This is a genomic window from Psychrobacter cibarius (assembly GCF_016107535.1).
GTDB lineage: Bacteria > Pseudomonadota > Gammaproteobacteria > Pseudomonadales > Moraxellaceae > Psychrobacter > Psychrobacter cibarius.
In genome coordinates, this window is the sequence record NZ_JABASQ010000004.1 from 64,247 (window position 1) to 87,304 (window position 23,058).

The window sequence follows — 23,058 nt, forward strand, 5'->3', positions numbered from 1 at the left end:
TGAGTCAGGCATATAGATGGATTTTTTTGGTGAACAGCGCACCCGTACCCAGCGAAGTCTGTTGCTCTATGGGCTATTTTTTCTCATTGTCTTTGCCCATCTGGCAGTAGCACTGGGTATCATGGCGCTGCTGCTAACGATATTTACTGGTGGCATTTATCATTGGGTGTTGATACTGGTTGCTATCTGGACAATCGGTAGCTTTGTGATCGGTAGTTTTTTAGAGTACAGACGTTTAGAAGCGGGTGGTCGCGCTATTGCTCAGCGTGTGGGCGGGGTTCGGCTTTTTATCGACCACAGCCAAGATGCGTGGGAGCATAGTCAAGGGGTTTCCCATCAGCATGAGCCTATACCAAAGGTTCGTTTCAGCGCCCACCATATCGCCGTGCGTGATGAGCGAGATTTCCCGCCTGTCTACCGTCGTTACTACGAGATTGCCCAGCAGCTAGCCATTGCTTCGGGTGTACGTATGCCGATTCTCTATATACTGCCTGATGAGCAAGGCATTAATGGCTTCGTCGCTGGCCGTCATAGTCAAGATATGGTATTGGTCGTCACTCAAGGCGCGCTTGATAAGCTGTCCGATGAGGGGCTGTATGGGCTGATAGGGCATGAATATGGTCATATCTTGCATGGTGATGCGACGTTTAACTTACAGCTCATGGTGGTGCTGGCAGGCTTGCAATTACTCTATGACTGGAGTGATTCTATTAATAATTTTGGCACTGGTAATCAACGCAGTCATCAGAATAGCCATCACAATTATTTTGATGATGCGGTCAATCGACGCAATCCTCTGTCACAAAAAGTCGTCGATAATCATGCGCGTAGCACTGAATCTCAAACCGCCAATTTTACCACCCATAGTGAATGGGTAAGCTATTGGCAAAAGCAGTCCCAAAGCCAATCCCATAAAAATCAGTCGTCAGCTAAAAGCCAGTCACGATGGCTACAAAATAATAATAAGTTCGATAGTCAAGCACCGCGCAATATTTGGACGTTGTTAATACATGGATTGAGTTTTTCGAGTATGGCCAGTGCGCAACTGATTAAACACAGCTTTAATCGCCAGCGTGAATTGCTTGCCGATGCGACCAGCGTGCAGCTGACACGCTCGCCGGCTATTATGGAAACCTTACAAGCCATTCATCAAGATTCGCTTGGTTCGCGCTTAACCAGTATCGCCGATATCAATGGTCTTAGTCATTTCTTCTTTGCCAGTAGTGGTGCTGATTTGGGTGACGTCTCTTGGTTTGCCACCCATCCGAGCTTGGCTGAGCGAATGAGTGCCATTAATGCCCACGCTTATCATGATTTTGCGGTAAAAGTGGCTAAAGAAAAGCGCATAAATCAACAGAAAATAAAAGAGATATATGAGCAGCGGCGATTAGGGGATTGGGGCATCATAAAAGCAAATAGCCTAAGCAAAAATAAACAAGAAAAAAATACCCAGTCATCAATATTTGAAACTCAATCAGCGTTAAATAACAATAAAAGCCTTACTAATAACAGCAATGATGTTATAGACAAAAAAATTACTGCTTTTCCTGCAAATGAAATAAAGAATGAGTTGGACGAAGATAAGGGGCTAGAGTTTGTTATCGAGAAAGATGTCGTTGTTGCAGGACGTTTACAGGTTCAAGCGCAAAATACCGGTATTCATCAGTTGCTCAAGCCATGGCAAGCAAAACCTGATAGCGATTTTCCATCGGATACATTGATTGGTATCGACGATAGACAAAAAGTTTCACTGCCGCAGTATATACTCAATCACAGTTATCACTCGCTCGGGGCGCAAGCTTTGATTGAAGCAGTTATGTTGTGCCATCAAGGTTGTATATTAGCAACGACTGAGAGTTATGACTTGAGTGATATCTGGCTTGGACTTGCTAACGATAAAACGTCTGCTACTGAAATCAATAATAACGCTAGCGCTAATATTAGCAGCAACCCCCAATTTTTAGCGCATACGATAGATCATAAATTATTAGCGGCAGTGGCACATCTTGATAGGCGTTTAGACAACGCATTGATTGCATTGGCAATAAAGCAACTGAGTCAGCATGACCTGTCAGAAACTGTTATCAATGAATCACGCTTCAGATATGAAGCGAGTCATAGCAATCAAGATCATCAACATTATGTGCAGCAAAAAAAGTGTCGTACAATGCTGACGCGCTATCAACAGGGTATCATTGAGCTATTTGAACACTATCTAACGGCAGATTTAAGTCAACATTTCGCTGATAACATAGCCAGTGAAGATGGTGCTATGGATAAAATTACGCCAGTATCAACGCACTCAGGAAAAATCGACTCTCGGTTGCCACCGATTTTATCATTATGGCAAGCGCTACAGTTGCAGCAATTATTACCTATAATGTCTACTGTATTGAACGAGAAACACGTGCATGCTCAGCCTCAGCTATTATGGTTATGGCAGCAAACATTGCAAGCGGGTAGAGATGATATTTATGACCAGCTTGACCCTTCAGGACAGGTATTTGATGGTCTCGATGTTGCCGCGAAAGCAATGCTTATTTTATTGGCTTATCGCCTATCAAAAGATGTCAAGGGTCAGGTCGTATCAGCACTAGATAGCTCAGTACACATTTCAGCACCTACTTCAGTACTCGGCTATAATAATGACAGTGTTGCTCACTATCTTGTGGATTTGCGGCGTCATGCACGTTTGATTGATATTGACTTAGCCGCTGTTAGTGATGCAAATTTGCAATGGCTACTATTGACTGCGCAAAATATAAATAGTGTCCAATTATTGGCAGTGATAGAAGCGGTGCCTATTTTTATAGCGCCTGCCAGTCAGTCGTCTGCATCAGAAGCCAAAGGTAATGATAATTATCGACAGAGGCAACAGGGCAGCGATCAAATAGATTATAATGCTCATAGACAAGACGGCAATGCAGATAGTGTAGATAAGGCGGGCAATGATAGTCTGCGCCATTCTTTTGCTTATCATACTTACCAGCAATGGCTGAGCACATTGCATACGGTGATGTTACACGATACGATAGTCAGTCAAGATGAATATGATTGCTTGACCGAGCTTGCCAATCATTGGCTCGGCGTTCGGCAGCTTTTTTGAACAATATCATTGACGGCATTTGAGTAAGTATTTTGCTAGGAAGGAACTTTATATTAAGGGAATTGGTATTGAAGGAAATGTATTTTCTTAATCCTTTTTTTAATATGTTTATTTTCCTTGCCATTAAAAGTCAGTAAATCCATTTTAGATAAGTAGGATAGTAAATAAGCATGAGTGATATCCAAGACCCGCTAATTATATTGCAGCATCGTATGCAGCAGCGCCAGATTTTAGCGATGATGGGTATCACTCAGTGGGTGCAGCCGAGCTCTGAGACCCTGAGTATCGCAGATATTTCTGCGCCTACTCTGCCTGATCCGGCTACCACTCACTCGACTATCGTTAATACCAGCACGGCCTCTATTTCTGCTGCTGCGACCACTGAACAGCCAAGTGTTGAGTCTCCCAATGGTGAAGATATAAGCGTTGGGGTGTCGCATTCAGCATCTGCTGATTCGCTATCAGGTATAGTGGATGATGAGTCTGCTAATCACTATTATGATGATGCTAATGAGATAGGTTTAAACCATTCTGACCAGCAAAGCCCTGTTACCTATAGTTTTGACTCGACTACTCCTAATGCCCTTAATATAGCTAAGCCAGCCGTTACCTCCTTTGTAGATACTGTTGTACAGCAAACTTCTATTGCTGATATAAATGACGCTTCGAGCTTTGGAAATGGCAGTTTTAAAGAAGAGGGCTTTCAAGAGGAAAGCTTTAAAAAGGTAGCACCCTTTGATTTGCAAGGTGGTCGCTATGGCGATTGGGTGATTTTGGTGGACATCCAAGCCCTTAATCATGACAGCCAAAAACTGTGGCAAAATATCACCCAAGCCTTATCCATCAGTTGTGAGACGACCTCATTCCCTATTTGTGAAGGTATGGATACAGCGGAGCTTGCTAATGCCAGCCTTGCTGGATATGTCTTTAAAATTGGTCGCAGCGAAGAGATACAGGTAGTGACATTGACCGCACTTCCTGAAGGTTTGGAACATCCTAACCTGAAGACTGCACCCACGTTGGATGAAATGCTTACTGATAGTAATCTCAAACGTCAGCTTTGGGAGCTGTTATCGAGTCAGAGTTAAAGGCTTACCACTTACTATGATAGAGATTAAAAAATAACGATAAAATTCACCTTCAACATTTAACCTTTAATAACCACGATGACTTCATCATATTTAGGATATTGATTATGACCACTAAAGCCGCTCCTAACCGCGTACCCAATTTTTCAGCGGGACCTGCTACTATACCGACGGCCGTATTATCACGCGCTCAAGAAGAGTTGCTTGATTGGCAGGGACGCGGCATGTCGGTCATGGAAGTGAGTCACCGTAGTAAAGAATACATCGCCATTACCGAAAAAGCCGAAGCCAAATTGCGCTCGTTGATGGAGATTCCAGATAACTATAAAGTGCTGTTTTTACAAGGTGGCGCTAGCTTACAGTTTTCAGCGATTCCATTAAACTTGCTAAATGGTGGGCGCGCAGACTATCTAACGACGGGTGCATGGTCTGGTAAAGCGGTCAAAGAAGCACAGCGCTATGAAAAGCTTGGTCTTGGTGAAGTGAATCAGGTCGCAACGGGTAAAGACAGTAGCTTTACTGACGTACCAGCCCAAAGCGAATGGAACCTGAGCGAAGATGCCGCCTATTTCCATTACTGCGCTAACGAAACCATTCATGGTTTGCAAATATTTGAGCCGCCACAAGTCGATGCACCAATTGTCGTCGATATGTCTTCTTGTATTTTGTCACAGCCCATTGATGTCTCTAAATTTGGCATGATTTACGCAGGTGCGCAAAAAAATATCGGGCCAGCAGGTCTGATTATCGTGATTATCCGTGAAGACCTATTGGGTCAAGCGAGTGAATGGTGCCCACTGCTGATGAACTATGAGCACCAAGCTGAAAAAGAATCCATGTCAAACACACCAGCGACGTATTCTTGGTATTTAGCAGGACTAGTGTTTGATTGGTTAGAGGAGCAGGGCGGCGTTGCTGCTATTGGCAAAATCAACCAACAAAAAGCCGATTTACTCTATAAAACGATTGATGATGGCAGCTTTTATAGCAATCCAGTTGACCCCAAATATCGCTCTATCATGAATGTGCCTTTTACCTTAGCCGACAGCAGCCTTGATAAAGCATTCCTAGAAGAGTCGGAAGCGGCAGGCTTGATGAATCTAAAAGGTCACCGCGATGTGGGCGGTATGCGTGCCAGCATTTACAATGCCGTATCGTTAGATTGGGTACAGCAATTGGTCGATTTTATGATTGCGTTTGAAAAAAAGCACGCATAAATTATGCATAGACTTTAAAATAAAAGACGCAACTTTTATAAGCTGCGTCTTTTATTTTACGCGTTAGTATTCTTTTAAGATAAATGATGCATCATGTAGCGACTCTAACGCTGCAAAGCATTAGGTTAAAAAACCTAAGTTTGTTATGATAAAATTTTGCGGCACTTACTGCTTTACATTATAGAGCAGCACTTCAGTCAATTATCATCATATTCATTGGGCTAGCACAAGGGTTTGTTATAACTTTATTATGATAAAAAACACCATGCTAAAAGTCATCTTGTTAGTGGCAACACTAGGAGCAATGGCGAGCTGGATACCTGTTAGTATCGCAGCGCCAATCACCACGACTGCGCTTGGGCATAATAGTACCACTGAGTATATCGATGTGCCTTTTATGCCTTATGCCAACCCAAAGGCGCCCAAAGGTGGTACGTTATCGCTCGATGCGCGCGGCACCTTTAATGCGGCCAACAAGTGGATGGCCACAGGTGTGGCGATGGTTGGCACCGATTATCTATATGACACCTTGATGACAGGCTCATTAAATGAAGCCTTTACCATGTATCCGCAGCTGGCAACCAAAGTAACTTATGATCCTGATGACACCAGTTGGATTATCTATCATATTAATCCTGCTGCGCGCTTTTGGGATGGAACGCCAGTCACCAGTAGTGATGTCAAAGCGACTTATGATGCGCTGTTAAATAAAGGGCCAATGTATATCCGTAGTTATTTGGGTGATATTAAAGACATTCAGATTATTAATGACCAACAAGTGAAGTTTATCTTTGCCTCTGCTGACAATAAAGAGATTTTATTAACCGTCGGACAGTTTCCTATTTTTGCTAAGTCCTCAATCGATACGGATTTTGAAAAAATAACCTTGACGCCATTGATGGGCAGTGGGCCTTATAAGTTAGGGCGTGTTGATGCAGGGCGCTCGGTCAGCTATCTACGTGATCCCAATTATTGGGGTCGTGATTTGATGGTCAATCGCGGTCGTTATAATTTTGATATGATTAAGTTTGTTTATTATCAAAGCGATGATATTGCCTTTGAAGGTTTTAAGTCTGGTCAATATCGTTTTCGTCCGGAGAATAAAGCCTCTAATTGGGCAACAGGTTACAATTTTCCCGCCGTCAAGGCAGGTTTGATTCGTAAAGAAACCATCAGTAGCGAAAATCCCGTGCCAATGCAAGGTCTGGTCATGAATATGCGACGTCCCATCTTTCAAGATATTCGCGTTCGCCAAGCACTGAGCAAGGCTTATGACTTTGAGTGGATGAATAAGACCTTGTTTCATGGGCAGTATGAACGTTTGCAAAGTTTCTTTCATGGCTCCGAGCTTGCTGCAACAGGGATGCCATCTGCTGAAGAGATGCAGGTGCTTACGCCTTTATTACCTAAGCTTGAACCGCTGCAACGTCAAGCCGTATTAACGGAGTGGCAATTGCCAACCAGTGATGGTAGCGGCTTTAATCGTACAGAATTATTAAAAGCAAGGCAGCTATTGCTAGATGCTGGGTTTTATTATAACGATATGAAACTATATCAGCCCAATGGACAACTTGCTCAGATTGAGATATTGATGACAGGCGATACCATGGGTCGGGTGTTGCTGCCATATATTCGAAATCTAAAGCGCTTGGGCTTTGATGCCACGTTACGTCAAGTTGACGGACCACAATATTATGAGCGGGTACGCCGTTTTGACTACGACATGATAGTTGATAAATTTGCTCAGAGTTTATCCCCTGGTGCGGAACAAGTTGGTTTTTGGGGTAGCTCAGCGGCCGACCAAGCGGGCAATAGAAATACTATCGGCATCAAAAACCCAGAGATTGACACGGTGATAGAGCAGCTTGGTAATGCTAAAACTCGCGACGATACTATATTATATACTCAGGTGCTCGATCGCCTACTACGTGCTGGTCATTATTTAGTGCCTTTATACGGTAAATCAGCGACCAATGTCGCCTATTGGGATCAATATCGTCATACTGAAAAACTGCCCTCTAATGCCATCGGTATTGACTACTGGTGGACGGACAAAGAAGCAGAAGCACGTGTTAATCAGTACTTGAAGCAATAATTTAGAACAATAAAGGAAATAACGCTTCATCTTAAAATTTTATTTCGTTTAAAAAATCAATAAAAGACATCAGCAATAAAGATAACTACTGGTAAGGATTTAATATGACTATCCGCATTCACCCAATCAAAGCGTTTAATGACAATTATATTTGGACACTGATTAATGAAAATAATAAACAGGTGATCGTTATTGATCCTGGTCAAGCTGAGCCTGTCATGAGTTATTTGGAAGAAAATAAATTAGAGCTGACGTCTATCTGGACGACTCATCATCATCATGACCATATCGGCGGTGTCGCAGAACTGCAAGAGTCTTATCCGATGACGCATCTGGTTGCGCATACTGAGCATAATGTCGATGAAGATCAAACCATCAAAGATGGCAGTACCGTCAGTGCGTGGGGCTGTGCAGCACAAGTATGGGATGTGTCCGGTCATACTGCTAGCCACGTGGCGTATATTTTGGATATTGACGGGCTTAAACATTGCTTTTGTGGCGATACTTTATTTAGTGCTGGATGCGGACGGGTCTTTACCGGCACGATTGAGCAATTACACAACAGCTTTAAGCGTTTAAATGGTTTGCCAGCTGACACGCTGCTATATCCTGCGCATGAATACACTGCCAGTAATCTGCGCTTTGGACTATCTATTGAACCTACTAATGAAGCAATGCAGCAAGCACTGATTCAAGCAGAAGAAAAAACCGCCCAAGGTATTCCGACGTTGCCAGTCACTCTAGAACATGAGCGTGCGATCAATGTATTTTTACGGACGCAAGAGCCGAGTGTGATAGCAGGGGTGAAGTCTAAAACCACTATCGATGATGATAAATCTTTGGCTGTATTTGCTGCGTTACGTGAGCTTAAAAATAGCTTTTGAACCATAACGGGCGCTTCGACTGACGTTTTGATAGTTATTAGCTGCGTATTATTTCTGCCGTCATATTTATTATCTTAGGAAGCCACCGTTATGGGTCGTTATATCTTGAAAAGGTTACTGCTGATATTACCGACGCTTTTTTTGATATTGCTCGCAAACTTTGTGATTGTACAAGCAGCGCCTGGTGGTCCTGTCGAGCAGCAGCTGGCGCTTATCGAGCAAGGGGCAAAAGACAATGCGCTTGGCGGTAATATTGGCGCGGGTAGTGCGGGAAATAACAGTACCTATCAAGGTACGCGTGGCTTATCTGAGGAAATGGTTGCAGCGATTAATGCCCAATACGGCTTTGATAAATCGGCACCTGAGCGCTTTTGGCTCATGTTAAAGAATTACGCTCAGCTAGATTTTGGCGAGTCTTTTTTTAAAGGGCAGTCGGTAACGGATTTGATTATCGAGAAATTACCCGTTTCTATCTCGCTTGGGCTTTGGAGCACGCTGCTGATTTATATGATAGCGATTCCATTAGGTATCTATAAAGCCATGCATCATGGCTCGGGGATTGATAAAGCCACTGCCATGCTACTGGCTATCGGGCATGCGATACCTGTTTTCGTATTTGCCGTTATATTACTGGTATTTTTTGCTGGTGGTAGCTACTGGAATATCTTTCCACTGCAAGGCTTGACCTCTGAGAACTTCGATCAATTAAGCGCGCTGGGCAAAATCAAAGATTACTTTTGGCATTTAGCGCTACCACTGCTGGCAAGTACGATTGGCGGTTTTGCGGGCTTGACCTATTTGACTAAGTTTAGCTTTTTAGAAGAGCTGGGTAAGCAATATGTGCTCACCGCCCGTGCTAAAGGCTTGGGTGAGCGTCAAGTGTTATACGGGCATGTGTTTCGTAATGCCATGCTGATTATTATCGCGGGTATTCCAGCGGCTATCGTTGGTATTTTCTTTGCTGGTAATTTTTTGATTGAGATTATCTTTAAGCTTGATGGTTTGGGTCTCTTAGGTTTCGAAGCCATCCAACAGCGCGATTATCCGGTGATATTCGGTACGTTGTTTATTTTTACCTTGGTCGGACTATTATTACAGTTAATCAGTGATTTAAGTTATCACTTAATTGATCCTCGTATTGATTTTGAGGGACGATAATGTCAGATAAAATATCAAATCATCCATTACCTTCAACGCCTTCATCTGCATCTCCTGTCTCTATGCCAAAAAAACGTCGCCTAAATCCTATTTGGCAGGCACGCCTAAACCGTTTTCGCCAAAATCGTCTTGGCGTCGTATCATTATTCATTTTTGCGCTGATATTTGTCATTTGTATGGCAGCCAATGTGATTGCCAATGACAAGCCGCTACTGGTGCAGTATCAAGGCGATTATTACTTTCCTGTCCTAAAAGCCTATCCTGAAACGGCTTTTGGTGGGGTGTTTGAGACTGAAGCCAATTATAAAGACCCTGCGGTACAGACGCTGATTGATGAGCAGGGTTTTTACATTATGCCGCCCATTCCATTTGCTGATCAGACACCAAACGTTGAGCTGGGTATTTCATATCCAGCAGCGCCCAATAGCCAGAACTGGCTTGGTACTGATGACTTAGGCCGCGATGTGTTGGCACGGATACTTTATGGCATGCGCGTGTCGTTATTGTTCGGTTTAGCATTGACACTTGCTGGGGCAGTGATTGGTATTATCGTCGGTGCAATACAAGGTTATTACGGTGGTTGGATAGATTTGGCAGGGCAGCGCTTCATGGAAGTGTGGGGCGGTATGCCGCAGCTGTTTATGATTATTATTTTGGTCAGCTTGTTTAGCCCTAGCATTACTATGCTATTTGCGATGATGCTATTATTCGGTTGGATGGGGCTGGTTGGTTTGGTACGGGCAGAGTTTTTGCGCGCGCGTAACTTTGATTATGTGCGCGCTGCTCGTAATCTTGGGGTATCGGACAGTCAAATCATGCTAAGGCATATCTTGCCCAATGCCCTAGCGTCAAGCTTGTCACAGCTGCCATTTATATTGACAGCTAATATTATCGCTTTAACCGCACTAGACTTTTTAGGTTATGGCTTGCCGCCTGGGTCACCGTCTCTCGGCGAGCTGATGGTACAAGGGAAAAATAACCTCGATGCACCATGGCTTGCGCTATCTGGGTTCTTTAGTTTAACCTTTATTTTATCACTGCTAATATTCGTTGGCGAAGCGCTACGTGATGCCTTTGATCCGAGGCGTTCTTAAGATGACCATGATTGATACGCAAACTGACAGCCTAAACGAAAATCATAGCAATAGCCAAAATAAGCTTATGCTGAGCGTCGATAAACTTAGCATCGTCACGGACGCAGGCAGCGTTCTGGTCGATAAACTATCGTATGAGCTGCGGCAAGGACAAACTCTTGCTATCGTAGGTGAATCAGGCTCTGGCAAATCTATTGCAAGTCTCGCGCTATTAGGCTTATTGCCAGACAGTTTGACCGTTAGCGGTGAGGTGAAGCTGGCAGGGTCAGCAGGGTTGACTGTGCTACCGATAGCCAGTGCCAATGTTAGTGTTAGTGCTAAGGCACGTAACGCTGCGCTGCGCTCTATTCGTGGGCAGCGCATCGGCATGGTGTTTCAAGAACCGATGACGGCGCTCAATCCACTACATACAGTTGCCAAACAAATTGCTGAATCACTACGTCTAGTTGGTGTGCCCAAGAAACAATGGCAAAGTCAAACAATCGATTTACTAAATGATGTCAATATTACCAATCCGATTGATAAGCTGAACCGCTATCCACATGAGCTATCAGGTGGTCAGCGTCAGCGCGTTATGATTGCCATGGCATTGGCACAGCAGCCTGATATTTTAATCGCTGATGAGCCGACCACCGCGCTTGATGTGACTCTCCAACATGAGATTCTCGCTCTATTAGATGATCTCAAACGTCAGCATAATATGGCGATGGTGCTTATTAGCCATGACCTCAATCTGGTCAGGCGCTACAGTGATGAAGTAATCGTCATGCACCAAGGTAAAACGATTGAGCAGGGGCAAACCATAAGTGTGTTCAATCAGCCCAAAGCCGAATATACCCGCTCGCTAATCAAACAAGACTTTGGCCAAGCACTGAACTTCTCTAATGATGATAAAATTCAGCAATCAAGCGTATTGCAAGTCAGCAATTTACAAGTACAGTTTCCCATTGAAAAAAGTCTGTTTGGTGGTACTAAGCGCTGGTTTGATGCGGTAAAAAATGTTGATATGACGCTACAGAAAGGGTGGGCGTTAGGCATTGTTGGTGAGTCAGGCTCTGGAAAAACCACCATCGCCCTCGCACTCAGTCAATTACTGAGCAATCAAGCGCGTGTGGGTGGCGAAATAATGGTCAATGGACAAGATATTTCAGTATTGTCCAAACGTGATTTGCGCACCTTTCGCTCGCAAATTCAAATGGTGTTTCAAGACCCCTTTGCCAGTATCAATCCGCGCATGACAGTGATGCAAATCGTTGAAGAAGGATTGCTCGTACAAGGCGTTGATAAGGCAGTACGGCAGCAGGCAGTGATGGATAGCCTTGCTACCGTGCATCTGCCAGCTGAGTTTGCGCATCGTTATCCGCATGAGCTATCAGGTGGTCAACGTCAACGGGTAGCACTTGCGCGCGCACTCATTATGCAGCCGAGTCTATTGATATTAGATGAGCCGACGTCCGCGCTTGATAGTACTACGCAGGTCACTGTCGTTAATTTACTACGTGAAATTCAACAGAAATTGCAAATAAGTTATGTATTTATTAGTCATGACTTAAAAGTAGTGCGCGCCTTATGTCAGCATATTATGGTGCTTAAAGATGGCATATGTATTGAGTACGGACGTACTGAAGATATTTTTAATAGCCCACAGCATCCCTATGCGCAGCAGTTGCTGCAGGCGAGTATGATTTAGCTTAGCCAAAAAGAGTTAAGCAGATATAGCCAAATAAGTAGAACATGGCAGTTCATACTAATTGCGATATCCTAAAAATAGCAGTGATACAATAAGTTAAACAGACGTTCACTTTAGTTAGAGGCTTAAATTTGTTTAATTTTTAGTTAAATAGCCGTTTAAATTGCTGCTTTAAAGGATTGTCATCGCTATTGTTACCATCATTAAAAAGGATTTTTACTCATGAAAAAACAAAATAGTATTGCTAAATTAGTAAATAACAAGTTAGTAAATACCAATGGATTGCAGAATGTTGGTTATTTAGCCGTTGCTAAAACACGCGCTAAAGTCTTAAAAGCGTTCGCTTATGTTGTTCCAATTAGAAGACCAATGCTATTTGTTGGTGAGAGCTCTTGTGAAGAGCTATGTGATATGGCTATCAACGAAGGCAGCACCAATGTATTTATCGTCACTGATGCCGTGCTTAATAAGCTAGGTATCCCAGCCAAAGTGACTGATTATCTAGATAGCAAAAATATCAGCTATACCGTTTATGACGGCATTACCCCAGACCCTACTTTTAAGGTTGTCGAAGAAGGACTGCGCAAATCTATCGATGCTAAGTGCGATTCGATTATTGCCATCGGCGGCGGCTCTGTGATTGATGCGGCTAAGATGATTGCGATGTCACAAGGCAATAGCTGCAAGCCGCAACAGCTTATCGGCATTCTTAAAGCCAGAAAGCCTTCTATGCCGCTTTATTGTATTCCTACCACAGCGGGCACAGGTTCAGAAGCAACCCTTGGTGCAGTAGTATCAGACGATAAAACGCATCAAAAAGCGCTGTCTATTGACCCAAGAATGGTGCCATTAGCAGCGGCTATTGACCCTGTTATTATGAAAGGCATGCCGGCTCATATCACAGCGGATACAGGTATCGATGTATTGACTCATGCGCTTGAAGCTTGGATGAGTGCCAATGCCAGCGTCGAGACCGACTATTATGCGGCTTCTGCGGTCAAATCTGTGATGCAAAACCTACCGCTGGTCTATAAAGACGGCGGCAATCTTAAAGCCAGAGAAGCAATGGGTATTGCCGCTCATTACGGCGGTATCGCCTTTAATAAAGCGGGTCTTGGTTACGTCCATGCTATCGCCCACCAGTTGGGGGCGTATTATAGTATTCCTCACGGTCGTGCCAATGCCATCGTGCTGCCGTATGTGCTTGATGTCAATCGTCAAGGAAGTAAAAAAAGACTGGCAGAGTTGGCTAGAAAAACAGGTATGGTAAAATCGGGACAAGCTAGCAAGAGTGATGCTGAGATTGCCGACCACCTCATCGCGCAAGTACGCAAACTGATTGCTACTTTGAATATAGATCCAACGGTGAAAGGCATGCAAAGCAGTGATTTTGATAAAATTGCCAAAGCAGCAGCAAAAGAAGTCAGTGATACCTATGCCGTACCAACGTATCTATCAGCGTCTGAAATCAAGGCTATTTTAACCAAGATTCAGCAAGCCAGTGATGAGCATACTGCTGGAAAATAAAAGAGTAACTAAGCTACATAAGCTGCCTAAGATATATTGATATAATATAAAAGAGCACACTACGCTGTCCGTAATGTGCTCTTTTTTTAATTATTGTACTTTGTAGCAAACTTATCTTATTAAGAAATTGGGTATAATTCAAGATTATACTGTTTAATTATATTAAATAATATCTAATTACTGTTAAATTTTTATCACAATGTAGGTGTAGTTTAGTGAGGTCAAAGAGTTATCATAGTTATATTATATTACTTTTAGGAGGTATCGATGAATCATAAATTAAAGACGGGCGCTATTTCGATGGCTGTAGCAGCCATCAGTATGGTTTTCGTTGGCTGTGCTGCCACCGAAAATACGCCCGCTGTAAAAAATACTGCCATCGATAATCCTTATGCGCCAACGGACCCAAATCTCGCAGTCGCTACGGTCGCTGGCGGTTGTTTTTGGTGCGTGGAAGCGGGTTATGAAAAAATACCTGGCGTTGTAGAAGTGGTCTCTGGCTATACCGGCGGTCAATCGACCAATCCAACTTATAGCACTGTATCAGCAGGCGGCACAGGGCATACTGAAGCTGCGCAGGTCTATTATGACCCGACGAAAATCACCTATAATGGTATCGTTCAAGCGTTATGGCGAATTGGGGATCCTACCGATGATAAAGGTCAGTTTGTAGACCGTGGTACTCAGTATCGTCCTGCTATTTTTTATAATAATGCACAAGAAAAGCAGATAGCAGAAGCGGCTAAGCAATCACTGCAAGACTCTGGTATCTATAGCAAACCAGTTGTGATTGAAATTGTTGCTGCTAGCAAGTTTTACCCTGCTGAAGAGTATCATCAAGATTATTATAAGAAAAACCCAATCCGCTATAAGGCCTATACCTTTAATTCTGGTCGCTATCAGTTTATCGAAAGTGTCTATGGTAAAGACTACGAGCTGGATTTTAGCCAGTTTAAACCTACGGCGGCAGATAGCGTACAGGCAACATCAAACAATGCGTCAGCTACTAAAGCTAGTACAGGATTCAATCCAGATACCTTTGTGAAGCCTGCACAGGATGAGCTAAAGCAGTCACTCAGTGACATTCAATATAAAGTCACTCAAAAAGACGGCACCGAACGCGCTTTTGATAATGAATATTGGGATAATAAAGCGCCTGGGCTGTATGTCGATGTGATATCGGGAGAGCCACTATATTCCTCTCGTGATCAATACAAATCTGGCACTGGCTGGCCAAGCTTTACCCGTCCATTGAGCACGGATATGGTCGTTGAGAAGGAAGACCGAGGGATATTCGGAAGCCGTACCGAAATCCGTAGCCGCTATGCTGATTCACACGTCGGTCATGTATTTGACGATGGCCCAGCACCGACAGGCAAGCGCTACTGTATGAATTCAGCGGCAATGCGTTTTATTCCATTGGCGCAGATGGAAGCAGAAGGTTATGGCAATTGGATTGATGACGTAAAATAGGTTAGTTAAGCCTCGTTATATTGCAATTAATGGTTGATTGCTAATTATTAATGATAGCTATCTTGAAAGGACGCATTAAAAAAGGATACTTAAGTATCCTTTTTTTATTATCTATTATTACTTGAAGCGTTAGAATGCAGGCTGACGTCTAGGGATCGCACTCAAAAACTCATTGCGCGCTTGATTGTCATGTACGTACTCACCCAACATCGATGTTGTACGTGTGGTGGAGTGCTGCTTATTTACGCCGCGCATCATCATACACATATGTGCTGCATCCATCACTACTGCTACGCCGCGACAGCCAGTGACATCCATGATAGTTTGTGCCACTTGCTCGCTTAAATTTTCTTGAACTTGCAAGCGACGGGCGAACATGTCGACGATACGGGCAAATTTTGATAAGCCCAGTACTTGACCATTGGGTAGATAGCCTACATGAGCGATACCATGAAAAGGTAGCATATGATGTTCGCACAATGAATAAAATTCAATATTTTGTACCAATACCAGCTCGCGATTGCTCGATGGAAACAGGGCGTCGTTGACGACTTCATCCAAGCTTTGATGATAACCTTGGGTTAAATGTGCAAAAGCTTTTGCGGCACGCATCGGCGTTTCTTCAAGACCGGGACGCTGTAAGTCCTCGCCAGTTGAGAGAATAAGTTGACGATAAGACTCAACGCTTTCTTGGTAATTTGATGCTATTGTTGGGGTGTTACTCATAAGTTTGGCAGCCATCCAAAATGTGGGTGTAGCTTAACGCTAAATCCCTAATTACGAACAGTTACAAATAACTATTGTAAAGGATTTTTATAAAAATTGTGCAAGCTGGGAAGGGCTGTGATTATACTTGAAATCTACTTAACTTCATACTGCTGTGGCGAGCAGTTGGGCGTTTAATCGATATTAGACGACATTATAAGGGAATACAGTTTACGACTGTTTACTTAAATTAATTCGTGTATAATGACTTATTTTATAATTTGTACTTTTTATGCTGTGATATTCATCGTATCTAATCACTCTAAATAACTTAATATGATTAAACAATTTTGATCGACCCAAAAGGAAATATTATGCTACTACAAGGACAACGATTTGTCGTGACAGGCATTGCGAGCAAACTGTCTATCGCTTGGGCTATCGCTGAGGCACTGCACCGTGAAGGTGCCTCATTAATTCTCACTTATCCTAATGATAAGATCAAAAAGCGTGTCGATATGGCAGCGGAGAAATTCGAAGCAGATTTGGTACTTGAGTGTGATGTGGCGTCTGATGAGTCTATCGCTGCCTGCTTTGAGCAAGTCACTGCCCATTGGGGTGATGGAATCGATGGTGTGGTACATGCGATTGGCTTTGCGCCGATGGATCAGCTTGATGGCGATTTTGTTAAGGCGACGACCCGTGAAGGTAGTCAAATTGCCCATGATATCTCAAGCTATAGTTTTGTGGCATTAGCCAAAGAAGCCCGTGCTTTATTGGCCATGCGTCACGGTTCGATGCTGACATTGACGTATGAAGGTAGTATCTCGGTATTGCCAAACTACAACGTCATGGGTATGGCAAAGGCCAGCCTTGAAGCCAGTGTTCGCTATTTGGCTACTTCGATGGGCGGTGAAGGCATTCGTGTCAATGCAATCTCAGCAGGTCCTATTCGCACGCTTGCTGCCAGTGGCATCAAATCATTCCGTAAAATGCTCGATATCAGCGAAAAAATCGCGCCGCTACAACGTAATATCACACAAACCGAAGTCGGTAATGCGGCGCTTTTCTTGCTATCACCTTGGGCATCTGGTATTACCGGCGAGATTATGTTTGTTGACGCAGGTTTTAATACCGTTGCTATCAGTGAGCAATTAATGATGCTTGATGAGCCGAAATAATGCTTTTCAATAGTCGGTTGTAGGGTTTTATACATCAGGAAGGCAGCCAATCGGTTGCTTTTTTTGGTTATAATAGATGCTTTTTGGTGATAAGCCATTAGGCGGCGAATATGATAACCAAATTACCAAAGTGGATATTGTGGGGCGGGGCAGTACTGGCATTCAGTGCTGGCTGTGTTAACACTGCTGCGTTAATGGGGTTTACCAATCTATCGGTTTCTCACGTCACTGGCAACGTAAGCTTATTTGCAGCAGCTATTGCTTACTTGGATGTGCGTAGTATCTTGTATATTGGCGCGCTGCTATTGTCCTTTTTGGCAGGTGCGATACTGAGTGGTTATGTGATTGGGCAGACATCATTAAAGTTAGGTAGGCGCTATGGTAGTGCGCTATATATCGAGGCGGCACTGTTAATGGCCAGCTACTGGTTGTATCAGCAGCATGATTATTTAGGACAGTTGGCAGCGGCAATGGCATGCGGATTACAGAATGCCATGGTAGCGACTTATAGCGGTGCGGTTATTCGTACCACCCATTTGACAGGTTTGACATCAGATATGGGCGCAGCGATTGGCAACTGGTTGGCGGGCCGATCGATTAGCAAACCGACATTAGGGTTTCAAGCCATTATTTGGTATTGCTTTTGCGGTGGCAGCGCCGTTGGAGCATTTTTATTCGCCAAGGTTGGCTACGAAGCGCTATTTGTACCCATTGCTATCGTCTTGACGGCAGCATTTATATATAACTATGTCTCAGATCGCCTGCCAGAAAAAAGAGAGCCAAAAAATAAAAGGCACTCATCATAACGATCAGTACCTTTTATTTTTTGCTTTGAGGCAATAATAAAGCTGTGATTTAGTTTTTACCTTCTTCCTTATGGTCTTCATGTTCATGCAACCCTTGCATCATATCGAGTGCAGAGTCGTCGGTACGCTGCTGATCTTTTTTAGCCAAACCGTCTTGATTGATATCTCTTGGTGACATTTTAGTGGTTGAGTCTGTTTTATTTGCATCTGTCATAAAGTGCTCCTATTTATTGTTATTCATTTTCCGATATAAATACTAATAAAAAATAGTTGTTAAGCTATTACTGGTATTAGAAATTTATTTTGACTTATTTAGTATGAGATAGCACCATACGCTTGTACATACTAAGTGTACGCTTGTTTAGTGACGATGTGTAACCGCACATCACAAGGCTTGCTGTTTAATGAAAAGTAATTACTTGGTTATAAGTTGCTCTCACTCACTCTCGGCGTTTGGTTCAAAAATAAAAAACTCATGAGATAAATGTCATCTCTATAAAGTACCGTTTTAAAGTACCTTTCCTAAAACGCATTAAAGTAATTCTTTACCTATGAAATAACCATATTTATTGCAAATTTTATAGGGGCTTTTTTATAAAGGCTTTGTTGTATCAGATTTTTGTTATATATCTGTTATGATAACGGCGTATTTTTTGCGGTTGCTGGTTGAATAACCATTAATCGCTAACATGCGTTTTTATTTTAGCGTCTTTTTACACTGTCTTTGGGAAAATAAGGACATTTTATGTCAGAGCAAAAATTAGATAGCCATCTTCCTGATGATGGCAATGAGTATTTATTTACCGATACCTTTCCAAAGGGTACTGGTAAAGGGTTGATAGTGGTCGCTATTGCGGCGGTTATCAGTATGATTATTTATAATGTATTGCCATTCGATATCAATGCCAATAAGGGTCTTGCCTTATTGTTCTTCATCGGCGTATTGTGGCTAACGGAAGCGTTGCACGTCACGATTACGGCACTATTGGTAGTCGTGGTTGGTGCCCTAGTTGGTATACCAGAATTCGATGCCGAAATAGGCTTACAAAGCTTTGCCAATCCGACCATTTATTTGTTTTTTGGTGGTTTTGCTTTAGCGGCAGCCTTGCATGTGCAGCAATTGGATAAAAAAATCGCTTTAAAGATACTGTCTATGTCAGGTGGCAAATTAAGCACGGCGGTATTTTTGATATTTGGCGTGACCGCATTTTTGTCGATGTGGATATCGAATACTGCGACGGCGGCGATGATGTTGCCATTAGCGCTGGGTATTTTAACGCAAGTTGACCGTGAAAAAGACCGAGGTACTTTTGTATTTGTACTATTAGGTATCGCTTATTCAGCAAGCCTTGGTGGTCTAGGTACGATCGTTGGTTCGCCACCAAATGCTATCGCTGCAAAGGCGCTCAGTATTGCCTTTGTGGACTGGATGAAGTTTGGTGTGCCGATGATGCTGGTATTATTGCCGCTATTGTTAGGTGCGATGTATGTGTTTTTGAAGCCCAACCTGAATCGTAAAATTGTACTGGTTGAAGATGAGCCTATTGTATGGAATAAACCTCGCGTAGTGACGATTATCGTCTTTATTGTCACCGCATTGAGCTGGATTTTCTCCAAAAAGATTGGGGCTGCGCTTGATATTACAGATACTGACGCGGTTATTGCCTTATCAGCTGCCGCCGCTGTGGTCAGCTTAGGCTTGGTATCGTGGAAGCAAGTGTCTGATAATACAGATTGGGGTGTACTTATGCTGTTCGGTGGTGGTATTGCCCTGTCGACGATTCTGAAAGTGTCAGGTGCGTCCTTGGTGTTGGGGGAGACGGTCGCTAATGCGTTGTCTTCTGCACCGCTTATCGTGGTGATGATTGCGGTATCAGCATTTATTATTTTCTTAACGGAGTTTGCTTCTAATACCGCCTCTGCCGCCCTGCTGGTTCCCGTATTTGCTGCCATTGCAGAGCAGATGGGTTTACCGCACGAAGTGCTGGTATTGGTCATCGGTATTGGCGCATCTTGTGCCTTTATGCTACCCGTTGCGACACCGCCAAATGCGATTGTCTTTGGTACGGGGTTGATTAAACAGAGCGAAATGATCCGTACGGGTGTCATTCTTAATATCATTGCTACCTTTGTCGTCGGATTGTGGGCTTATTTCTTCTTAATATAGTTTATCAATTACATTAATCATAATTCATGAAACCCAATGTCTCAATAATCACGAGCCATTGGGTTTTTTGTTTCTCTTTTCTGTTCCTTTTTATGGTTAGTCGATGTATAACATAGTGATTTGTTAGGAAAATAAATAAGATGGCGCACTCTAACTCCAACTCTAATAACAAGCATTTAAATACTATCGCGGCTATTTCTGACATTCATAGTAATGTCTTCGCGCTTGAAGCTGTGTTGACTGATATTAAACAGCGTAATATTGATCAAATTGTTAATCTGGGCGATATTTTATACGGACCGATAGCCCCCAAAGATACCTATGCGCTCTTAATGGCACAGCAGAACGATATCATTACTATTCGAGGTAATCAGGATAGACAGATTTATGAAGCGACAACGGCGGAGATTGGCAACAACGCAACCATGGCTTTTATCATAGAGGACTTGCCAAAAGCAGCGGTTAATTGGCTACAGAATTTGCCATTTGATTGTCATCTGAGTGAAGATGTTTATCTGTGCCATGGGTCACCAACCGATGACATGGTATATTTGTTAGAAAATATCGAGACGGGTCAGCCGACCTTACGTGATAATCTAGACATTTTGGCACAGCTTAACGGTATTGGCAGTTCAGTGATCGTATGTGGTCATACTCATATTCCACGTACAGTCACGCTATCGACAGGTCAGATAATCATCAATACAGGTAGCGTGGGTTACCCTGCCTATGAAGATGACTTGCCTGTTTTGCATAAGATGCAAACCTATTCGCCCCATGCCAGTTATGCGCTTATCAAATGTGCTGATACTGAACAGGGCAAATACTGGCAAACTGAGCATATCAAAGTGCCTTATGATTATGAAGCTGCGGCTAAATTGGCTTCTATGAACGGTCGTGAAGACTGGGCGTTTGCACTGAGAACAGGGCGAGTATTGCCTTGATGAGCAATTAAATATATAAGTATCAGGATTTTACCTATTTTTAGCATGATTTACTAAGTTGCAAGCTATTATATGCATCAATATCTCTATGACCACACCAAACCTCTTTCAATGCGGGTAGCGCTTGAATATCTATTTGCCTAAAAAAACCGTCTACATTAAGCTGTCGATAATTTGGTCCTCGCTCCATTAGTTGATTAGAAAATAAAGAAAAGCTTGAAACTGGCGTCTCAGAATAGCTATAGATATGAATACTAATAACATTAGCTCCCTCTTTGCCGCCTAGACCTTTACGCCAAAAACCATGGCTTTGGCTGTTTATCTCATCGACTATGGCTTGCATTTTTTCAGGCTGATGCTTTGCGTCGTAAGATAGTAGAATAGGGTTTGAATAAGGGTTTTCAATTTCAACTTTGCTGATGTCATGATAAGTAGCTCTTGATGTTGAGCTTGATTCTTTATTTGTACAGGAAGTTAAACACAACACTATCGGTAAAAATATAGTCGCTATAAACGTCAGCTTAATAGCTATCAAAATGCCCATATTGATCCTTTTTATATGATTCATCTAACATCACACATTTTACTCAGAAGTTATTAACGTACAAGGTAATTCTTTATGCCAACACTCTTTGAACCGCCCCGTGATTGTCGGAGACCTAACTTTCTGAGAGAATACGACAATGAAAACACGAAACTACACACCCGAAATTAAAGAACGCGCCGTTCGCATGCTGATTGAAGCAGTAAATGACTATCCCTCCACATGGTCAGCGATTCAAGCCATTGCCCCTAAGATTGGCTGCACGCCTGAAACCCTGCGATCCTGGCATAAAAAGCACATCGATAAAACCATACCAGCTAATATTCAAGCTCAAGATCAAGCTGCACGTATTAAAGAGCTTGAACGCGAGAACAAAGAGCTCAAGCAAGCCAATGAGATCATCAGGAAGGCTGCGGCTTTTTTCGCCCAGGCGGAGCTCGGTCGCCCACACAAGTAATGGTCAACTTCATTGACGACTATAGAGGTAGTTATGGGGTCGAGCTGATCTGTAGAGTCCTACCGATTGCCCCGTCAACTTATTATCGTGCTCAAGACTTAAGCGACAACCCACACAAGCGTTCACTACGCAGACAGCATGACGACTATTATCTCAGTGAGATTAAACGTATTTGGCAGGACAGCAAATGCCGCTATGGTGTGCGTAAAGTCTGGCAGCAGATGAAATCTGACGGGTTAAAGATTGCTCGTTGTACCGTAGAGCGTTTAATGAGACAGCATGACCTACAAGGCGTCTGGCGTGGTAAAGGCAAGATTACCACCAACAGCCGTGACGACCAAAAACGCGCTGATGATCTAGTCAATCGTAACTTTAGCGCTCATCGCCCTAACCAGCTGTGGGTGGCGGACTTTACCTATATCAAGACGACAAGCGGCTGGGTCTATACTGCTTTTATCATTGATGTGTTTGCCCGCGCTATTGTGGGCTGGAAAGTATCGAATCGCATGAATATCGATATGGTGATGGCAGCGCTCAACCAAGCGATAGCAGACAGAAACAATCCCAAAGATGTCATTCATCACAGCGATCGAGGGGTTCAGTACTTATCTATTCGCTATACCGATAAGATGACGGGCTCTGGCGTGATTGCTTCTGTTGGTACAACAGGCGATTCATACGACAATGCGTTGGCTGAAACGGTCAATGGGCTGTATAAGTCTGAGGTCATTCATTATTTGAAAGAGAGCTGGACTGGCGTTAATGATGTTGAATTGGCAACCCTTGAGTGGGTGGACTGGTTTAATAAAACCCGTTTACATAGCACGATTGGATATGTGTCGCCCTTTGAGTTTGAAAAGCGGTATTATGATAATTTAAACTTGTCAGGCATCGCTGCCTGACTCAAGTAAATCAACCTCCG

Annotated in this window: 18 protein-coding genes and 1 other annotated feature; of the genes, 15 read left to right on the top strand and 3 right to left on the bottom strand. The window is 43.2% G+C overall.

Annotated elements, in window-relative coordinates:
- The first annotated feature begins 16 nt into the window (after positions 1-16).
- The 10 genes from JFC08_RS04530 (at position 17) to msrB (ending at position 15,332) form a co-directional block, all read left to right on the top strand.
- The gene (locus tag JFC08_RS04530) at positions 17-3,106 is read left to right on the top strand and encodes a M48 family metalloprotease (protein ID WP_198329869.1); all 3,090 of its coding nucleotides are present in this window, start codon (positions 17-19) and stop codon (positions 3,104-3,106) included.
- A gap of 170 nt (positions 3,107-3,276) precedes the next feature.
- Positions 3,277-4,194, top strand: coding sequence for a hypothetical protein (locus JFC08_RS04535; protein WP_198329870.1), 918 nt, complete (start codon positions 3,277-3,279; stop codon positions 4,192-4,194).
- Between the two features lie 107 nt (positions 4,195-4,301).
- Positions 4,302-5,411 carry a 3-phosphoserine/phosphohydroxythreonine transaminase gene (serC, locus tag JFC08_RS04540; RefSeq protein WP_198329871.1) on the top strand — a complete coding sequence of 370 codons (1,110 nt, stop codon included), beginning with the start codon at positions 4,302-4,304 and terminating at the stop codon, positions 5,409-5,411.
- Positions 5,412-5,661: 250 nt separating this feature from the next.
- Positions 5,662-7,506 (top strand): extracellular solute-binding protein, encoded by a 1,845-nt coding sequence (locus JFC08_RS04545; protein ID WP_198329872.1) that lies wholly within the window; start codon positions 5,662-5,664, stop codon positions 7,504-7,506.
- A 104-nt stretch (positions 7,507-7,610) separates the two neighbouring features.
- On the top strand, positions 7,611-8,390 hold the full coding sequence (gene gloB, locus JFC08_RS04550; protein ID WP_198329873.1) for a hydroxyacylglutathione hydrolase: 780 nt from the start codon (positions 7,611-7,613) through the stop codon (positions 8,388-8,390).
- A 90-nt stretch (positions 8,391-8,480) separates the two neighbouring features.
- Positions 8,481-9,548, top strand: a complete 1,068-nt coding sequence (locus tag JFC08_RS04555) for a microcin C ABC transporter permease YejB (protein WP_198329874.1) — start codon at positions 8,481-8,483, stop codon at positions 9,546-9,548.
- A 62-nt stretch (positions 9,549-9,610) separates the two neighbouring features.
- Positions 9,611-10,642 carry an ABC transporter permease gene (locus tag JFC08_RS04560; RefSeq protein ID WP_198329959.1) on the top strand — a complete coding sequence of 344 codons (1,032 nt, stop codon included), beginning with the start codon at positions 9,611-9,613 and terminating at the stop codon, positions 10,640-10,642.
- Positions 10,643-10,649: 7 nt separating this feature from the next.
- Positions 10,650-12,332 carry an ABC transporter ATP-binding protein gene (locus JFC08_RS04565; RefSeq protein ID WP_244656497.1) on the top strand — a complete coding sequence of 561 codons (1,683 nt, stop codon included), beginning with the start codon at positions 10,650-10,652 and terminating at the stop codon, positions 12,330-12,332.
- Positions 12,333-12,554: 222 nt separating this feature from the next.
- Entirely contained in the window at positions 12,555-13,859 is a 1,305-nt protein-coding gene (locus JFC08_RS04570; RefSeq protein WP_198329876.1) for an iron-containing alcohol dehydrogenase, read from the top strand.
- 267 nt (positions 13,860-14,126) lie between these two features.
- Entirely contained in the window at positions 14,127-15,332 is a 1,206-nt protein-coding gene (msrB, locus tag JFC08_RS04575; RefSeq protein WP_198329877.1) for a peptide-methionine (R)-S-oxide reductase MsrB, read from the top strand.
- A 129-nt stretch (positions 15,333-15,461) separates the two neighbouring features.
- On the opposite strand, the gene folE is transcribed toward msrB, so the two are convergent.
- Complete coding sequence (gene folE, locus JFC08_RS04580; RefSeq protein WP_193008042.1) at positions 15,462-16,058, bottom strand: GTP cyclohydrolase I FolE; 597 nt, start codon at positions 16,056-16,058, stop codon at positions 15,462-15,464.
- A 353-nt stretch (positions 16,059-16,411) separates the two neighbouring features.
- Between folE and JFC08_RS04585 the strand changes: the two genes are divergently transcribed.
- Complete coding sequence (locus JFC08_RS04585; protein WP_060491067.1) at positions 16,412-17,218, top strand: enoyl-ACP reductase FabI; 807 nt, start codon at positions 16,412-16,414, stop codon at positions 17,216-17,218.
- A gap of 110 nt (positions 17,219-17,328) precedes the next feature.
- Positions 17,329-18,024 (top strand): YoaK family protein, encoded by a 696-nt coding sequence (locus JFC08_RS04590; protein ID WP_198329879.1) that lies wholly within the window; start codon positions 17,329-17,331, stop codon positions 18,022-18,024.
- 49 nt (positions 18,025-18,073) lie between these two features.
- Here the strand turns inward: JFC08_RS04590 and JFC08_RS04595 are convergent, their stop codons facing one another.
- Positions 18,074-18,238, bottom strand: coding sequence for a hypothetical protein (locus JFC08_RS04595; protein ID WP_198329880.1), 165 nt, complete (start codon positions 18,236-18,238; stop codon positions 18,074-18,076).
- Between the two features lie 531 nt (positions 18,239-18,769).
- Here JFC08_RS04595 and JFC08_RS04600 point away from each other — a divergent pair.
- On the top strand, positions 18,770-20,191 hold the full coding sequence (locus tag JFC08_RS04600; protein ID WP_198329881.1) for an SLC13 family permease: 1,422 nt from the start codon (positions 18,770-18,772) through the stop codon (positions 20,189-20,191).
- A gap of 140 nt (positions 20,192-20,331) precedes the next feature.
- Positions 20,332-21,135: a metallophosphoesterase family protein gene (locus JFC08_RS04605; protein WP_198329882.1), complete on the top strand. Its 804-nt coding sequence runs from the start codon at positions 20,332-20,334 to the stop codon at positions 21,133-21,135.
- A gap of 40 nt (positions 21,136-21,175) precedes the next feature.
- Here JFC08_RS04605 and JFC08_RS04610 read toward each other — a convergent pair whose 3' ends face one another.
- Positions 21,176-21,679: a hypothetical protein gene (locus JFC08_RS04610; RefSeq protein WP_198329883.1), complete on the bottom strand. Its 504-nt coding sequence runs from the start codon at positions 21,677-21,679 to the stop codon at positions 21,176-21,178.
- 139 nt (positions 21,680-21,818) lie between these two features.
- On the opposite strand from JFC08_RS04610, the gene JFC08_RS04615 reads away from it, so the two are divergent.
- Positions 21,819-23,038, top strand: a protein-coding gene (locus JFC08_RS04615; RefSeq protein WP_420825206.1) for an IS3 family transposase whose coding sequence is annotated in 2 segments (ribosomal slippage) — positions 21,819-22,095 and positions 22,095-23,038 — 1,221 coding nt in all. Because the reading frame shifts where the segments join, the coding sequence is not laid out codon by codon here.
- Positions 22,094-22,210: a sequence feature (AL1L pseudoknot), on the top strand. It overlaps the preceding gene by 117 nt.
- Positions 23,039-23,058: the final 20 nt, after the last annotated feature.

Excerpts from the sequence above, each read along its gene's own strand:
- JFC08_RS04530 (WP_198329869.1), top strand. The coding sequence starts at position 17 with ATGGATTTTTTTGGTGAACAGCGCACCCGTACCCAGCGAAGTCTGTTG.
- JFC08_RS04535 (WP_198329870.1), top strand. The coding sequence starts at position 3,277 with ATGAGTGATATCCAAGACCCGCTAATTATATTGCAGCATCGTATGCAG.
- serC (WP_198329871.1), top strand. The coding sequence starts at position 4,302 with ATGACCACTAAAGCCGCTCCTAACCGCGTACCCAATTTTTCAGCGGGA.
- JFC08_RS04545 (WP_198329872.1), top strand. The coding sequence starts at position 5,662 with ATGATAAAAAACACCATGCTAAAAGTCATCTTGTTAGTGGCAACACTA.
- gloB (WP_198329873.1), top strand. The coding sequence starts at position 7,611 with ATGACTATCCGCATTCACCCAATCAAAGCGTTTAATGACAATTATATT.
- JFC08_RS04555 (WP_198329874.1), top strand. The coding sequence starts at position 8,481 with ATGGGTCGTTATATCTTGAAAAGGTTACTGCTGATATTACCGACGCTT.
- JFC08_RS04560 (WP_198329959.1), top strand. The coding sequence starts at position 9,611 with ATGCCAAAAAAACGTCGCCTAAATCCTATTTGGCAGGCACGCCTAAAC.
- JFC08_RS04565 (WP_244656497.1), top strand. The coding sequence starts at position 10,650 with ATGATTGATACGCAAACTGACAGCCTAAACGAAAATCATAGCAATAGC.
- JFC08_RS04570 (WP_198329876.1), top strand. The coding sequence starts at position 12,555 with ATGAAAAAACAAAATAGTATTGCTAAATTAGTAAATAACAAGTTAGTA.
- msrB (WP_198329877.1), top strand. The coding sequence starts at position 14,127 with ATGAATCATAAATTAAAGACGGGCGCTATTTCGATGGCTGTAGCAGCC.
- folE (WP_193008042.1), bottom strand. The coding sequence starts at position 16,058 with ATGAGTAACACCCCAACAATAGCATCAAATTACCAAGAAAGCGTTGAG.
- JFC08_RS04585 (WP_060491067.1), top strand. The coding sequence starts at position 16,412 with ATGCTACTACAAGGACAACGATTTGTCGTGACAGGCATTGCGAGCAAA.
- JFC08_RS04590 (WP_198329879.1), top strand. The coding sequence starts at position 17,329 with ATGATAACCAAATTACCAAAGTGGATATTGTGGGGCGGGGCAGTACTG.
- JFC08_RS04595 (WP_198329880.1), bottom strand. The coding sequence starts at position 18,238 with ATGACAGATGCAAATAAAACAGACTCAACCACTAAAATGTCACCAAGA.
- JFC08_RS04600 (WP_198329881.1), top strand. The coding sequence starts at position 18,770 with ATGTCAGAGCAAAAATTAGATAGCCATCTTCCTGATGATGGCAATGAG.
- JFC08_RS04605 (WP_198329882.1), top strand. The coding sequence starts at position 20,332 with ATGGCGCACTCTAACTCCAACTCTAATAACAAGCATTTAAATACTATC.
- JFC08_RS04610 (WP_198329883.1), bottom strand. The coding sequence starts at position 21,679 with ATGGGCATTTTGATAGCTATTAAGCTGACGTTTATAGCGACTATATTT.